Source organism: Buchnera aphidicola (Chaitophorus viminalis), from assembly GCF_026122795.1.
In the GTDB taxonomy this organism is placed as follows: domain Bacteria; phylum Pseudomonadota; class Gammaproteobacteria; order Enterobacterales; family Enterobacteriaceae; genus Buchnera_J; species Buchnera_J aphidicola_BK.
The window spans coordinates 52,024-68,178 of record NZ_JAIWQV010000002.1; the positions used below are offsets into that span (position 1 = coordinate 52,024).

General features: G+C 20.4%; 11 protein-coding genes. 3 read left to right on the top strand and 8 right to left on the bottom strand.

The genetic code is table 11. The features are described 5' to 3' along the window. Positions 1 to 107: 107 nt before the first annotated feature. The gene (locus LDP12_RS01470) at positions 108 to 875 is read right to left on the bottom strand and encodes a DedA family protein (protein ID WP_265226608.1); all 768 of its coding nucleotides are present in this window, start codon (positions 873 to 875) and stop codon (positions 108 to 110) included. A 573-nt stretch (positions 876 to 1,448) separates the two neighbouring features. On the opposite strand from LDP12_RS01470, the gene rsmA reads away from it, so the two are divergent. Then, positions 1,449 to 2,276, top strand: a complete 828-nt coding sequence (gene rsmA, locus LDP12_RS01475; RefSeq protein ID WP_265226609.1) for a 16S rRNA (adenine(1518)-N(6)/adenine(1519)-N(6))-dimethyltransferase RsmA — start codon at positions 1,449 to 1,451, stop codon at positions 2,274 to 2,276. Between the two features lie 81 nt (positions 2,277 to 2,357). Next, complete coding sequence (locus LDP12_RS01480) at positions 2,358 to 3,176, top strand: symmetrical bis(5'-nucleosyl)-tetraphosphatase (RefSeq protein ID WP_265226610.1); 819 nt, start codon at positions 2,358 to 2,360, stop codon at positions 3,174 to 3,176. Positions 3,177 to 3,575: 399 nt separating this feature from the next. On the opposite strand, the gene carB is transcribed toward LDP12_RS01480, so the two are convergent. The 5 genes from carB to ileS all read right to left on the bottom strand — a co-directional run bounded on the left by carB (position 3,576) and on the right by ileS (position 12,302). After that, entirely contained in the window at positions 3,576 to 6,818 is a 3,243-nt protein-coding gene (gene carB, locus LDP12_RS01485; protein ID WP_265226611.1) for a carbamoyl-phosphate synthase large subunit, read from the bottom strand. Next, entirely contained in the window at positions 6,811 to 7,974 is a 1,164-nt protein-coding gene (gene carA, locus LDP12_RS01490; protein ID WP_265226632.1) for a glutamine-hydrolyzing carbamoyl-phosphate synthase small subunit, read from the bottom strand. The genes carB and carA overlap by 8 nt, the downstream gene beginning before the upstream one ends. A 63-nt stretch (positions 7,975 to 8,037) precedes the next feature. Beyond that, entirely contained in the window at positions 8,038 to 8,856 is an 819-nt protein-coding gene (dapB, locus tag LDP12_RS01495; RefSeq protein ID WP_265226612.1) for a 4-hydroxy-tetrahydrodipicolinate reductase, read from the bottom strand. A gap of 119 nt (positions 8,857 to 8,975) precedes the next feature. Then, a complete protein-coding gene (locus tag LDP12_RS01500; protein ID WP_265226613.1) occupies positions 8,976 to 9,479 on the bottom strand; it encodes a signal peptidase II in 504 nt (167 codons plus the stop codon). Beyond that, positions 9,480 to 12,302, bottom strand: coding sequence for an isoleucine--tRNA ligase (ileS, locus tag LDP12_RS01505; RefSeq protein ID WP_265226614.1), 2,823 nt, complete (start codon positions 12,300 to 12,302; stop codon positions 9,480 to 9,482). 175 nt (positions 12,303 to 12,477) lie between these two features. Here ileS and rpsT point away from each other — a divergent pair, with 175 nt between their 5' ends. Then, positions 12,478 to 12,744, top strand: a complete 267-nt coding sequence (rpsT, locus tag LDP12_RS01510; protein WP_265226615.1) for a 30S ribosomal protein S20 — start codon at positions 12,478 to 12,480, stop codon at positions 12,742 to 12,744. A 93-nt stretch (positions 12,745 to 12,837) separates the two neighbouring features. Here the strand turns inward: rpsT and dnaJ are convergent, their stop codons facing one another. After that, positions 12,838 to 13,974: a molecular chaperone DnaJ gene (gene dnaJ, locus LDP12_RS01515; RefSeq protein WP_265226616.1), complete on the bottom strand. Its 1,137-nt coding sequence runs from the start codon at positions 13,972 to 13,974 to the stop codon at positions 12,838 to 12,840. 109 nt (positions 13,975 to 14,083) lie between these two features. Continuing rightward, a complete protein-coding gene (dnaK, locus tag LDP12_RS01520; protein WP_265226617.1) occupies positions 14,084 to 16,003 on the bottom strand; it encodes a molecular chaperone DnaK in 1,920 nt (639 codons plus the stop codon). Between the last annotated feature and the right edge of the window lie 152 nt (positions 16,004 to 16,155).

Here is a 16,155-nt window from a genome sequence, read left to right on the forward strand (position 1 = left end):
AAATATAATATTTTATTATAAATTAATGTGAGAATTATTCTTATAATATGAAAATATAAATTTTTTATAGATTTTATATTTTTAAAATGTTTAAAGATTGATGAAAACTATTTATAATAAAATATTTTTATGATTAAAGATCTTAATATAATCATTTCTGGATGAAATTGTAAAATTATAAAATTTATTATTCCAATTATTAAAATTATTATAGGTAACCAAGACATATAGTTTTTTTTTAAAAAATGTATTATTTCTATATAATTTTTATTTTTAAAATTTTTTAAAATTATCCATAAACTTAAAAAAATAATTATTATATTAAATATACAGAATTTTTTAAAACAATTATCTTTAGAATAATGAGGAAGTTGAGTGAATAAGAAAGTTATGATACCTGGCATTAAATATATTATAGGCCATAATATACAACCAAGTAAGTTTGGAAAGAAAAATTTTTTAAAAAATGAAATTTCTAACATTCCTGACAAAACTGGAATAATCGGTCTAGTAATTCCAATAAATTTTCCAAATAATATTGTTATTAAATTATATGTTTGTAATAATTTTTTAATTTTTTGAATTATAATAAAGTTATTTTTAAAAATTTTTAAATTTTTAATTAAATGTTTAAATTTCCATCCTATAAAATAAGAAATCCAATCTCCTAATAAACATCCTATAGTAGAAGCAATCCAAATAGGATAAAATTTATTATGTGTATGTGCGATTATTGCTCCTAATGATGACATTATTACTATTCCAGGTAAAAAACAACCTATCAAAACAAAAGATTCTATAAATGAAATAAATATAGTGATTAGGATAAAAAACATAGTTGATTGTTTTGAAATATAATTTGAAATTACTTCCATCGTTTTATCCTTTGAATAAACTTATTTATTAGATATTATATTAATTAAACAAAATATAATATTTTTATATTAATAATATTAAATATTAGTAATATTTTTTTATATTAAATATTATAGTTTAATATTAAAATAAAATTATTTTTTAAAAAAAAAATAATATTTTTAATATTTTATAATTTTGTTAAAAATTTTTTTTTAAATATTTTTAAATTTAATTAAATATATTTTATTATAATAAATTAATAAATTTAAAAAATATCTAAAAAAATAAATTATAAAAGATATTATTTTGTATTTTAACTTTTATTATATTTATTAAAAATATATTTTTATTTATAACATATTTTATATATAAAATAAAAAATTTTTTCATAAATTATTATTATTTTTTTTAAAATATATTAAATAATATAAATTTATAAATTATTATTTAATTATATTTATTTTAATAATAATTATTAATTTTTGTTTTTTTATAATTTATTTTTAAAAAATTTTTTAATAAAATATAGAAATTAATAATTTTATAAATATTATAATGATTGATCAATATTTTAATTTATAAGAGATTATATGATATATAATAAAAAATATAAATATAAAACATTTATTCCAAAAAAAAAATTTGGTCAAAATTTTTTAAAAGATTCTGTAATTATTGAAAAAATTATTAAATGTATTAATCCTTTAAAAAATGATTTATTAATTGAAGTTGGTCCTGGATTAGGAGCTTTGACAATTCCTATATGTAATATTGTAGATACATTAAATGTAATTGATATTGATGTTGATATGTTGAATTTTCTTAAAAGTAAAGTAAATTTTTCAAAAATAAATTTTTTTTTAAAAGATGTTTGTAATTTTAATTTTCTTAAATTTTATTCAAATAATAAAAAAAAAAAAATAAGAATTTTTGGTAATCTTCCATATAATATATCTACTTCTTTATTAATTAATTTAACTAAGGTTAATTTTATTATTAAAGATATGTATTTTATGTTTCAAAGAGAAGTAGCAAATCGTATTTTATCGCATCCTAATAGTAAATTATATGGACGTTTAAGTATTTTAATACAATATTTTTTTAAAGTAAAAAAATTATTTGATATATCTCCTAATTCTTTTTATCCTTCTCCAAAAATTTATTCAACTTTTTTAAAGTTTTCTCCACATAAAATTTTTCCACAGTTTAATTTTGATTTAAATATATTAAGTAAAATTACAAAAATTGCTTTTTCTAGGAGAAGAAAGATACTAAGAAATAGTTTAAAAAATTTATTTACAGAAGAGATTTTATTAAAATTAAATATTAATTCTAAATTACGTGCAGAAAATTTATCTTTAAAAAAATATTGTAAATTAACAGATTATTTAATATGTAAAGATATAAAAAATTCATAAAACCTATTTTTTTTTTTTTTTTTTTTTTTTTTTTTTTTTTTTGAAAAAATTATATAAATTTTTAATAAGGAAGATTTATTTATGAGTACTTATTTTATAGGTGATATTCATGGATGTTATGATCAGTTTTATTCACTTTTAGAAAAAGTAAAATTTAATAGTGTTAAAGATGAAATATGGATTACAGGAGATTTAGTAGGTCGTGGACCTAAATCTTTAGAAGTGTTAAAATTTATTTTTTCTTTAAAAAATAAAGCTAAATTAGTTTTAGGTAATCATGATTTAAATCTTTTATCTATATATTTTAATGTAGAAAAAAAATCTATAGAAAAAGAAATTTCTGAATTATTAAATTGTTCTGATTTAAGTTTTTTGATTAATAAATTAAAAAATACTCCTTTAATTCAGTATGATTTAAATAAAAAGTTAGTTATGTCTCATGCTGGCATTTTTCCAAAATGGACAATGAAAGAAGTTATAAAATATTCTAAAGAAGCACAGAATAGATTATCTGGAAAAAATTTTTTAAAATATTTAAAATGTATGAAAGGTGATTTTCCAAATATTTGGTCTTCAAATTTAAATAAGTATGATCGTTTTCGTTTTATTATAAATTCTTTTACTCGAATGAGATATTGTCATTTAAATGGAGAATTAGATTTTAATTATAAAGATACACCTCCTCATTTTAATAAGAATTTAATACCTTGGTTTTTGATTAAAAATAAATTAAAGCCAAATTATTCTATATTTTTTGGACACTGGTCGTCTTTAAGAAACACAACAACACCAGAAAATATTTTTTCCTTAGATACTGGTTGTTGTTGGGGTAGAAAATTAACTATTTTAAGGTGGGAAGATAAAAGATTTTTTACAATTAAATGTAATTTATTTAAATAATATATTTTAAAGATTTTTAAAGTTTTTATAAAATAAAATCAATAAATATTTTATTTATAAAATTTGTGTATATATTTTTTTTTTAAAATAAATTATTTTTGAAAATTTTTTTGTAATTAAAATATATTTAATTTTAAATAGGGAGAAATTGAAAATATATATTTCTTTTCTTCCTATAATCATTTTAAAAAAATTATTTTGAATTTACTAACGTATTTAGATTTTATATTATTAATAATAATATCTATTTTAATAGGTTAAATAATTTTAAAATTCTATATATTATACTGAATGGTTATTTTTAAATATGATTTGATTAAATTATAATATTTTTTTGAAGATGTTTTTAAAATTTTATTTTTTAGAAATTGTATAATTTTTTATATATTTTAAATTATATTAATTATATTTTATTTTTTTTTTAATTTTTTTATGTAATTCTTGTAAACTGATAATATTTTTAAATGGATTTGTGTTTAATGATTGAACTGCAGCTAATGCTCCATTAATTGTAGTATTATAGTAAATTTGATTTTTAATAGCATATCTTCGAATAATTTTTGATTTTTTTATTTCTTCTGTAGAATAAGCAGTATTAATAATATATGAATATTTGTGATTTTTTATATGATTTTTAATATTTGGTTCTTGTTCATTAATATTATTTACTTTTTTTACAGGAATATTATTTTTTTTTAACAATTTAAATGTATTAGATGTAGCATCAATTTTAAAATTAAATTTTATTAATTTTTTAGATAATTTAATAATTTTTTTTGAGTGAATATCTTCAATAGATAATAAAACTTTTTTTTGATTATTAATTACAGTTTGAGTACTTACCATTGCTTTTCCAAAAGCTTCTGAAAAAGTTTTTCCTATTCCCATTACTTCTCCAGTAGATTTCATTTCTGGTCCAAGAATCGGATCTGCATGAGAAAATTTATTAAATGGAAAAATAGATTCTTTTATAGAAAAATAAATAGTTTGAATTTCTTTTATACAAAATTTTTGTTTTTTTAAAGATTTTCCAATCATAACTTGAGTTGCTATTTTAGCTAATGGGATACTGGTAGCTTTAGAAATAAAAGGTATAGTGCGTGCTGCTCTTGGGTTTACTTCAATTACATATAATTTATCATTTTTTACTGCAAATTGTATATTTATTAATCCTTTAATTTTTAACTCTAAAGCAATTTCTTTGACTTGTTTTCTAATTAGTTTTAAAATTTTATGATTTAGAGAAAATGAAGGAAGTGAACAAGCTGAATCTCCTGAATGTATTCCTGCTTGTTCAATATGCTCCATAATTCCTCCAATTAGTACTTGTTTTTTATCGCAAACAGCATCTACATCTATTTCTATAGCATTATTTAAATAGTGATCTATTAAAACAGGATTTTTTTGATTTTCTTGTATTTTATCTTTAAAATATTTTTTTAGATTTTTTTCATTATATACAATTTCCATAGATTTTCCTCCTAATACATATGAAGGTCTAATCATCATTGGATATTTAATTTTTTTAGATTTTTTAATAGCTTCTGATAAATTTATTACTGTAGAATTTTTCGGTTGTTTAAGATGTAATTTAGTAATAATTTTTTGAAACATTTTTCTATTTTCAGCTTTATCAATAGATTTTGCATTTGTTCCAATAATTTTAATTTTTTCTTTTTTTAAAGATTTAGCTAATTTTAATGGTGTTTGTCCTCCAAATTGAATAATTACTCCTTGAGGTTTTTCAATTCGAATAATTTCTAAAACATTTTCTAATGTAATTGGTTCAAAATATAATCGATCTGAAATATCATAATCTGTAGATACTGTTTCTGGATTACAGTTAATTATAATTGTTTCAAAATTATTTTCTCTTAAAGCTTGTGCTGCATGTACACAACAATAATCGAATTCTATTCCTTGTCCAATTCTATTAGGTCCGCTTCCTAAAATAATAATTTTTTTATTATTTAATGTAGGTTTAGATTCGCATTCATCTTCCCAAGTTGAATACATATATGCAATAGAAGTTTTAAATTCTGCAGCACATGAATCTACTCTTTTATATACTGGATATATTTTATTTTTATATCTTAATTTTCTAATTTGACTTTCTGTTTTTTTAGTTAATTTAGCTAATCTTATGTCAGAAAATCCTTTTTGTTTCATTTTTTTTAAAAAATTAATTTTTTTAATTTTATTGGGATTTTTAATTATTTTTTTTTCTAAATCAATAATTTCTTTAATTTGTATTAAAAACCATTTATCAATATATGTTAATTTATTTATTTTTTTAAGAGTAATGTTATGTCTAAACGCATCTCCTATATACCATAATCTGTCAGATCCTGGTTTTTTTAGTTCTTTTTTTATTTTTTTTATAGCGTTTTTTTTATATAATTTAATTTTTGAATTAAATCCATGAGAATCAATTTCTAAACTTCGAATTGCTTTTTGTAAAGATTCTTGGAAATTTCTTCCAATAGCCATAACTTCTCCAACAGATTTCATTTGAGTTGTTAATCTATTATTACTATTAGGAAATTTATCAAAATTAAATCTTGGAATTTTAGTGACTACATAATCTATAGATGGCTCAAAAGAAGCTGGAATATTTGTTCCAGAAATTTTATTATTTAGTTCGTCTAATGTGTATCCAATAGCTAATTTTGCAGCGATTTTAGCAATAGGAAATCCAGTTGCTTTAGATGCTAAAGCAGAGGAACGAGAAACTCTAGGATTCATTTCTATAACGACCATTTTTCCATTTTTTGGATTAATTGCAAATTGTACATTTGATCCTCCAGTTTCAATACCAATTTCTTTAAGAATATTAATTGAAGCATTTCTCATTATTTGATATTCTTTATCAGTTAATGTTTGAGCTGGAGAAACTGTAATTGAATCTCCTGTATGTATACCCATAGGATCAAAGTTTTCTATTGAACAAACTATAATACAATTATTATTTTTATCTCTTACAACTTCCATTTCATATTCTTTCCAACCTATCATAGATTCATCAATTAATAATTCTTGTGTAGGAGATAATTTTAATCCTTGTATACAAATATTTTTAAATTCTTTTTGATTATAAGCAATTCCTCCTCCTGTTCCTCCCATAGTAAAAGATGGTCTGATAATACATGGAAAACCAACTTTTTTTAATATAATTAAAGCTTCTTTAAAAGAATGAGCAATACCTGATTTTGGAACATTTAGATTTAATTTTTTCATTGATTTTCTAAATAAACTTCTATCTTCTGCTTTCTTAATAGATTTTACTGTTGCACCAATCATGTTTACTTTATATTGATCTAATATTTTTTTATGATAAAGTTCTAACGCACAATTTAATGCTGTTTGACCACCCATAGTTGGAAGTAATGCATCTGGTTTTTCTTTTTTAATTATTTTTTTTACTATTTTCCAATGAATTGGTTCAATATATGTTTTGTCTGCAATTTCTGGGTCAGTCATAATGGTTGCAGGGTTAGAATTAATTAAAATAACTTTATATCCTTCTTCTTTTAAGGCTTTGCAAGCTTGAGCTCCAGAATAATCAAATTCACATGCTTGACCAATAATTATAGGTCCTGCTCCAAGTACTAATATAGATTTAATGTTTGTATTTTTAGGCATTGTTTTCTCTTTGATATTTTTTTTTTTTATTTACTAATTTTGTAAATTGATCAAATAAAAATGATGAATCATTAGGTCCAGGACATGCTTCTGGATGTCCTTGAAAACTAAACATAGGTTTATTAAGGATTTCTATTCCTTGTATAGTGTTATCAAATAATGATATATATGTTATTTTTATTTGTTTTGGTAAATTTTCTTTTTTAATAACAAAATTATGATTTTGAGAAGTAATAAATATTTTTTTGGTACTAATATTTTGTACAGGGTGGTTGCTACCATGATGCCCAAATTTCATTTTTTTTATTTGAGCTCCGTTAGCTAATGCTAATATTTGATGTCCAAGACATATTCCAAATATTGGTATATTATATTGAATTAACTTTTTTATAGATTGAATTGCTTGAGTGAAAATTCTTGGATCACCTGGACCATTTGATAAAAATATTCCATCTGGAGATAGTTTGAGTACATCTTTAAAATTTGTATTTTCTGGAACTACAATTAAATTACATTTTCTATCTTTTAACATTCTTAAAATATTTCTTTTGATTCCAAAATCATATGCAATAATATTTTTTTTTTTCATATAATAAGTACAATAATTTTCTTTTTTTTGAGAATAAATATTTATACTTTTTTCTTTCCATATATATATTTTTTTTTTATTTTTATATTTAATATTTTTATTTTTATATAATAAAATATCTTTATAATTTTTGAATTTTGGTATTTTATTTAAACATATAATACAACCTTTTTGCGAACCTGTATCTCTTATTTTTTTTGTTAATTTTCTAGTATCAATATTAATGATAGTTAATATTTTATTTTCTTTTAAATATTCTATAAGACTTTTTGTACTTCTATAATTACTAGATATAGGAGAAATTTCACGTATTATTAATCCTTTAATATGTATTAAAGAAGATTCCTCATCGTTTATATTTACTCCTACATTACCAATATGTGGATAAGTAAATGTAATTATTTGATCTTTATAAGATGGATCAGTTAGTACTTCTTGATATCCTGTCATAGATGTATTAAATACAATTTCTCCAGTTTGAATACCTTGAATTCCTATAGATTTTCCGTAAAATTTACTTCCATCTTCTAAAATTAAAACAGCTTTTTTTTTCAAAATTTCCTCTATATTTTAAGTTTAATTGATATGAATAAAATATTTAAGAGATATCTAAATAATGATTTAAATTTTTTAAAATTTATCATTTTTTAATACATCATTGATAGTAAATAAACCATTTTTTTTATTATATATCCATATTGCTCCTTGAAGAGCACCTTGAGAAAAAGGTTTTCTATTAAATGCTTGATGTGTAATAGTAATTGTTTCTCCTATAGTAGAAAATAATATAGAATGTTTTCCTATTATTTTTCCTGCTCTAATACTACTAAATCCTATTTCATTTTTTTTTCTTTGATAGTTTGATTTATTTCTATTATATACAGCAATATCATGAAAATTTAATTTCATATTTTTTGCAATACATTTTCCTAAAGTAATAGCTGTTCCAGATGGTGAATCAATTTTTTCACGATGATGAGATTCTATAATTTCTATATCAGATTTTTTACCAATTTTATTTGTAGTAGTTTTTAAAAGATTTAATATTAAATTAATACCTATACTAAAATTTGTTGCATGTAAAATACTAATTTTTTTAGATTTTTTTTTAATATTTAAATAATTATCTTTAGATAAACCAGTTGTTCCAATTATAATTTTTTTGTTATTTTTATAACAAAAATTTAAATTTTTAATAGTATTTTTAGGATTTGTAAAATCTATTAATATATCAAAATCTGTTGTATTATTTATTTTGGTGTAAATATTAGTTTTATTTTTTTTGAGTTTTTTTAGTATTTTAAAATCTTTTTTTTTTATATTTTTTTTAGTTTTAATAAAAATTGAATTTAATTTAAGATTTTTAAAATTTTTTATTTCTTTGATTAAAGATTTACCCATTTTTCCTAATGCTCCAGAAATAGCAATTTTAATAATTTTATTATTCATGTTTGTTTTATCCTTGAATTTTAATTTTTATAAAACATATTTTTTATAAAATAATTTTTAAAATATATAAATTATATATTTTAAAGAGATAAATTTTATATAATATAAGAAAAGTATTTTTAACTTATAAAATAATTTTTTGAAAAACTTATATAATTTTTTAAAAAAAAAATATAGCCAAATATAATACATATATCAGATATATTAAATATAGGAAGATGTACATATTTATAATGTAAATCAAAGAAATCTATAATATATCCGTATTTGATTCTATCTATAGTATTTCCAATAAAACCTATAGTTAAAAATAAAATAGAATAATAGTTTTTAGAATTTTTATTTAAAATATAATAATATGTAAAAAGAATCATGATTATAATAAAAATTATATTTATTGTATTAATTAAAATATAGTTCCAAATATGTTTATATGCATACCATCCAAATATAAATCCATAATTTTTTACATATACTATATTTAGTATATTAAAGATTTTAATTTTATTATAAATTTGAAAATTTTTAAAAATAAAAGATTTAGTTAAATAATCTATAAATAATATTAATATAATAATAATTATTTTATGATATTTTTTTATTTTAAAAATAATTTTATTCATTTATGCAAATATTCTATTTTCTTCTTTTTTATTAATATTTTGTACACATCTATTACAAATTTTTGATTTTTCTGTTTCATTATTTTTTTTAATTTTATAATAATTCCAACATCGATGACATTTTTGACCAGTATGTTTTTTTAGTTTAATTTTTATTCCTTTAATATTTTTATTTTTTTTTAAATTTTTTGGAGCTTTTAAATATTTTTTAATATAGCATTTAGAAGTTAAAAATATAAATTTTAATTCATTATTAAAAATAATAAGTTTTTTAAAAAGATTATTATCTAGATATAATATTAATGATATATTTAAAGAACTTTGAATATTTTTATCTTCTTTTTCTTTTTCAATAAGTTTATTTATTTCATTTTTAATTTTAAAAATTATTTTCCAAGTTTTACTATTAATTATATCTTTTTTAGGTATTAAAAAGAGTTTTTTAAACCATTTTTGTATAAAAATATTTTCATTTACATTAGGTATATATTTCCATATTTCATAAGATGTAAATGGTATTATAGGAGTAATCCAAAGAGTAAAAGCTTGTATAATAAGATATATTGCCGTTTGACAGCTTCTTCTATTTTGACTATTTTTATCAGAAGTATATAAACGGTCTTTGATTATATCTAAATATATGGAACTCATTTCTATAAAACAAAAATGCAAAATTTTTTTAGTAACTTTATGAAATTTATATTTTTTATAAAGATGTATAATTTTTTCTTGTGTCTTAAAAGTTTTTTCTATGATCCAAAGATCTATTTTTAGCATTTTTTTTTTAGATAAAGAATTTTTTTTAGGATCAAAGTCATAAAGATTACTTAATAGAAATCTAGCTGTATTTCTAATTTTTCTATAAGAATCTATAGTTTGATGAAGGATTTCTTGAGAAATAGAAACATCTTTTGAATAATTACTAGATGCTACCCATAATCTTAATACATCTGCTCCATATTTTTTAATTATATTATTTGGACTAATAGTATTTCCAATAGATTTAGACATTTTTTGTCCTTTTTGATCTATTGTAAAACCATGTGTAATTACTTTTTTAAATGGAGGTTTTTTTTGAATAATTGAAGAAATAATTAAAGATGACATAAACCATCCTCTATGTTGATCTGATCCTTCTATATATAAATTAGCAATGTTGTGTTTATTTTTATATAAATATCTAGGAGAAGTATGCATACATCCTGATTCAAACCAAACATCTAGAATATCTGAAGATTTATAATAAAAGTTTCCATTTTTTTTTAAGAATTTATTTTTATCTAGTTTCCACCATGCTTCAATTCCATTTTCTTTTACAAGATTAATAATTTTTTTTAATAATTTCTTGGTATTATTATGTAATAATCCTGTTTTTTTATGTATAAAAAAAGGTAATGGAACACCCCAAGATCTTTGTCTAGAGATACACCAATCTGGTCTGTTTTTAATTAATAATTGTAAGTGATTTTCTGTCCATTTAGGAATCCATTTTACATTTTTTATTAAATTAAGTGTATTTTTTCTAAATTTTTTTTTATTAATATTAATAAACCATTGTTTTGTAGATCTAAATATTACTGGAGATTTATGTCTCCAACAATGAGGATAGCTATGTATAATAGTATGAATTTTTAATAAAGATTTTTTTTTTTTTAATAAAGAAAGAATTATTGAATTAGATTTAAAAATATTTTTTTTATATATTTTTTTATGAATATTTTTTTTATAATAACCATAAGAATTAATTAAATTTTTTGGTTGAATATTATATTTTTGACATGCAATATAATCTTCTTGTCCATGTGCTGGAGCAGTATGTACAATACCTGTTCCGATTTCTAAAGTTACATGTGTACTTAATATTATTGGTATTTTTATTTTTAAAAATGCATGTATAAATTTTATATTTTCTAATTTTTTTCCTTCAATATTATTAATTTTTTTATATTTTTTAATGGAAAGAAGTTTAAATACTTCTTTAATTTTTTTTTCAGCCAGAATGAATATTTTATTTTTTGTTTGAATTAAACTATAAATAAGATTAGGATTAATTGAAATAGCTTGACTTGCAGGTAAAGTCCATGGTGTAGTGGTCCAAATTATAATATATATATTTTTTATATGAAGATTTTTTTTTTTATATCTAAATATTTTAAATATTTTTTTTGGATTATATGATTTTAAAGAAAAATATATAGAATCTGATTTTTTTTCTTTATGTTCTACTTCTGCTTCTGCTAAAGAAGATTGGCATTTTATACACCAATGTATTGGTTTTAATCCTTGATATAGAAAATTTTTTTTAAAAATTTTATAAACAATCTTAATTATATTAGCTTGGTTATTATAATCCATTGTTAATAATGGATTTTTCCAATCAGCTAATATACCTAATCTGATAAAATCTTTTTTTTGTTTTAAGACTTGTTTTGATGCATGTTGTCTACATTTTAAACGAATTTTTTCTTTAGTTAAATTATTAAAATTTTTTTTATATTTTTTTTCAATGTTATGTTCAATAGGTAAACCATGACAATCCCAAGACGGTATAAATGGTACTTGATATCCTGATAAATTTTTAAATTTAATTATGATATCTTTTAAAATTTTATTTAAAGCATGACCGATATGTATCTTTCCATTTGCATATGGTGGTCCGTCATGTATAAAAAATTTTTTATTATTTTTTTTTGATTTAATAATGATTGAATAAATATTTTTTTTTTTCCACTCTTTTAATATTTCTATTTCTTTTTGCGATAAATTACCTTTCATAGAAAATTTTGTTTTAGGTAAATTTAAAGTGTTTTTATAATTTATCATAGGTATTTTCTTAATTTTTTATTAATAGTATATTTAAATATTTGTGAAGAATATTTTTTTAAAATAAATTTTGTTAATTATAATTTTTTATATCTTTTATAGTTTTTTTTGTACTAAAATAATTATTTTAGTATAATGAATTTATATTATAAGTATTTAAATATAGGAGTATAAAGTGGCTAATTTAAAATCCTCTAAAAAAAGTATTGTTTTATCTGTTAAAAAAAAACTTTCTAATAATAAAAATCGTTCTATTATTAAAACATATGTAAAAAAAGTTTTATCTTATATCATGATAAATGATTTTAAGAAATCAATGATTGCTTTTAATAAAATGCAATCTTTAGTAGATCGATATTCTATTAAAAAAATTATACATAAAAATAAAGCAGCGCGATATAAATCTAATTTATTTAAAAAAATTAAAAATATACCGAAATAAGTATTTTTTATTTAATAAAAATTTTAAGAAAAGCAGTATTTTTTCTAAATTTTAGATAAATTTATGAAATTAATACCGCTTTATATTTTATTATCATGTTGTTAAATTTTGAAAAAATTTTTTTACACCATCAAAAAATTTTTTAGATTTAGGATTATTTTTTTCTCCTTTTGTTCCTTTTAAACTATTATTTAAGTTTTTTAATAATGTTTTTTGATATTGATTTAGATTAATTGGAGTTTCTACTATAATTTTACATAATAAATCTCCTGTCATGTAATTTCTAATTGATTGTACTCCTTTTCCTTTAATTCTAAATATTTTTCCTGTTTGTGTTTCTGGTGGAATTTTAATTTTAACTTTTGTATTTAAAGTTGGAACTTCAACTATTCCACCTAATGCTGCTAGAGTGAAATTAATAGGAATTTCGCAATATAAATCATTTTTTTGTCTTGTAAAAATAGAATGTTTTTTAATATTTATTTTTATATATAAATCTCCAGAAGAAGCTCCATTTTCTCCTGCTTCACCTTCGTTATTTAATCTAATTTTATCATTATTATCTATTCCAGCTGGAATTTTTATAGATAATTTTTTTGATTTTTGAATTCTTCCATGTCCATTACAAGTGGAACATGGATTTTTTATAAATTTTCCTTGTCCTTGACAGGAAGGGCAAGTTTGCTGTACTGTAAAAAATCCTTTTCTCATATGTATATTTCCTTTTCCATGGCATGTATTACAATTTTCTGGTACAGTTCCTTTTTGTGTTTTTTTTCCATCACATGAATGACATTTTTGTAAAGATGGAATATGAATTTCTTTTACTGTTCCTTTTACTGCTTCTTCTAAATTTAATGAAATATTATATTGAAGATCAGAACCTCTATAATTTTCTCTTTGATTATTGCTTTCAAATATATCTCCAAATACGTCTCCAAAGATATCACCAAAATCTGTAGAACTAGTAAAAGATCCGTTAAAATCACTTCCAGAAGAATTTTGTTCAAAAGCAGAATGCCCATATTGATCATATGCTGATCTTTTTTCTGGATTAATTAAAATTTCATAAGCTTCTTTAATTTCTTTAAATTTTTTTTCTGAATATTTACTGTTATTATTTCTGTCAGGATGATATTTTACTGCTAATCTTTTATAAGCTCTTTTGATTTCTCTATCATTGGCTGATTTTGAAATATTTAAAATTTCATAGTAATCTTTCTTATTCATTTTTAATCTCTTTAAAAATATTTATTATATATATTTTAAACGGGCGTAGATTTTTTTATTCTGCGCCCGTTTATACTTTAAAATTAATAAATATATAATAGTATTAAATTTATTTTTTCGGTTCTTTAACTTCTTCAAATTCTGCATCTACTACTTTTGGATCTTTTGTTGTATTAGAAGAATTATTATTTTTATTAGATTCTGTAGATTGATTATTGTTTTTAATAGCTTCTATTAATTTTGATGATACTTTTAGTAGTTCTTGTATTTTAGATTCAATATCTTGTTTGTTTTCTGTTTTTAAAGCTTCATCTAAATTTTTTAGTGCTAATTCAATAGATTCTTTATCTTGAATATTAAGTTTATCTTTAACTTCTTCTAGTTGTTTTTTAGTACTATGAGAAATTTGATCTCCTTGATTTCTAGTTTGTACTAGTTCTTCAAATTTTCTATCTTCTTCAGAATGTTTTTCTGCATCTGAAATCATTTTTTTTATTTCTTCTTCTTTTAATCCTGAAGAAGCTTGTATTGTAATTTTTTGCTCTTTTCCAGTTTTTTTATCTTTTGCAGAAACATGTAAAATTCCATCAGCATCAATATCAAATGTTACTTCTATTTGAGCCATTCCTCTAGGTGCTGGTTGTATACCATCTAAATTAAATTGACCTAAAGATTTATTATCATAAGATTTTTTGCGTTCTCCTTGTAATACATGTATAGTTACAGCTGATTGATTATCTTCTGCTGTAGAAAATATTTGACTATGTTTAGTTGGTATTGTTGTATTTTTATTGATTAAAGTAGTCATTACACCACCCATAGTTTCTATTCCTAAAGATAATGGTGTAACATCTAATAATAAAACATCTTTTACATCTCCTGCTAATACTCCTCCTTGTACTGCTGCACCTACAGCAACTGCTTCATCTGGATTTACATCTTTTCTCGGTTTTTTTTCAAAAAATTCTGATACTTTTTTTTGAACCATCGGCATTCTTGTTTGACCACCGACTAATATAATATCATTTATATCTTTTATAGATAATTTTGCATCTTGTAGAGCTATTTTTACAGGATTAATAGATTTTTCTATTAAATCTTCTACTAGTGATTCTAATTTAGATCGGGTAACTTTTATATTTAGATGTTTTGGTCCATTTGAATCTGCTGTAATATATGGTAAATTAATATTTGTTTCTTGAGTAGAAGATAATTCTATTTTAGCTTTTTCTGCTGCTTCTTTTAATCTTTGCATAGCTAATGAATCATTTTTTAAATTAAATCCTTGTTGTTGTTGAAACTCTTGTACTAAGTAGTTAATTAATCTACTATCAAAATCTTCTCCACCTAAATGTGTATCTCCGTTAGTTGCCAATACTTCAAATGTTTTTTCTTTATCTACTTCATCTATTTCTATAATAGAAATATCAAATGTTCCTCCTCCTAAATCGTATACTGCAATAGTTTTATTTCCTTTATTTTTATCTAATCCATATGCTAATGCTGCTGCAGTAGGTTCATTAATAATTCTTTTAACATTTAATCCTGCTATTTTTCCTGCATCTTTTGTTGCTTGTCTTTGAGTATCATTAAAATATGCTGGTACTGTAATAACAGCTTCTGTTACTTTAACTCCTAAATAATCTTCTGCAGTTTTTTTCATTTTTTTTAAAACTTCGGCAGAGATTTGAGGAGGAGCAATTTTTTTATTTTTTATATTAATCCATGCATCATTATTATCTGATTTAACAATTTCATAAGGCATGATAGAAAGATCACGTTGTACTTCTTGATCTGTAAATTTTCTACCAATTAATCTTTTAATTGCAAAAAGTGTGTTTTTTGGATTTGTTACTGCTTGTCTTTTAGCAGGTTGTCCAACTAGAATTTCTCCATTTTCAGTATAAGCAATAATTGAAGGTGTAGTACGTTCTCCTTCTGAATTTTCTAATACTTTTGCTTTATTACCATCCATAATAGCAACACAAGAATTTGTAGTTCCTAAATCTATTCCAATAATTTTACTCATCTTATCTCCTTTGTTACGATATTTGAAAATTAAAAATTTTTAATAGAATTTATAAAAATTTTAATATTTTAAAAAAAATTATATAAATTTATTATTATCAATAACAATAAAATGTGGGCTATTTAAAATACCTCAAGTCTTTTAGAATAAAT

What these genes read in the sequence shown, in the direction of transcription:
- LDP12_RS01470 (WP_265226608.1), bottom strand. Translation starts at nt 875, where the DNA reads ATGGAAGTAATTTCAAATTATATTTCAAAACAATCAACTATGTTTTTT.
- rsmA (WP_265226609.1), top strand. Translation starts at nt 1,449, where the DNA reads ATGATATATAATAAAAAATATAAATATAAAACATTTATTCCAAAAAAA.
- LDP12_RS01480 (WP_265226610.1), top strand. Translation starts at nt 2,358, where the DNA reads ATGAGTACTTATTTTATAGGTGATATTCATGGATGTTATGATCAGTTT.
- carB (WP_265226611.1), bottom strand. Translation starts at nt 6,818, where the DNA reads ATGCCTAAAAATACAAACATTAAATCTATATTAGTACTTGGAGCAGGA.
- dapB (WP_265226612.1), bottom strand. Translation starts at nt 8,856, where the DNA reads ATGAATAATAAAATTATTAAAATTGCTATTTCTGGAGCATTAGGAAAA.
- LDP12_RS01500 (WP_265226613.1), bottom strand. Translation starts at nt 9,479, where the DNA reads ATGAATAAAATTATTTTTAAAATAAAAAAATATCATAAAATAATTATT.
- ileS (WP_265226614.1), bottom strand. Translation starts at nt 12,302, where the DNA reads ATGATAAATTATAAAAACACTTTAAATTTACCTAAAACAAAATTTTCT.
- dnaJ (WP_265226616.1), bottom strand. Translation starts at nt 13,974, where the DNA reads ATGAATAAGAAAGATTACTATGAAATTTTAAATATTTCAAAATCAGCC.
- dnaK (WP_265226617.1), bottom strand. Translation starts at nt 16,003, where the DNA reads ATGAGTAAAATTATTGGAATAGATTTAGGAACTACAAATTCTTGTGTT.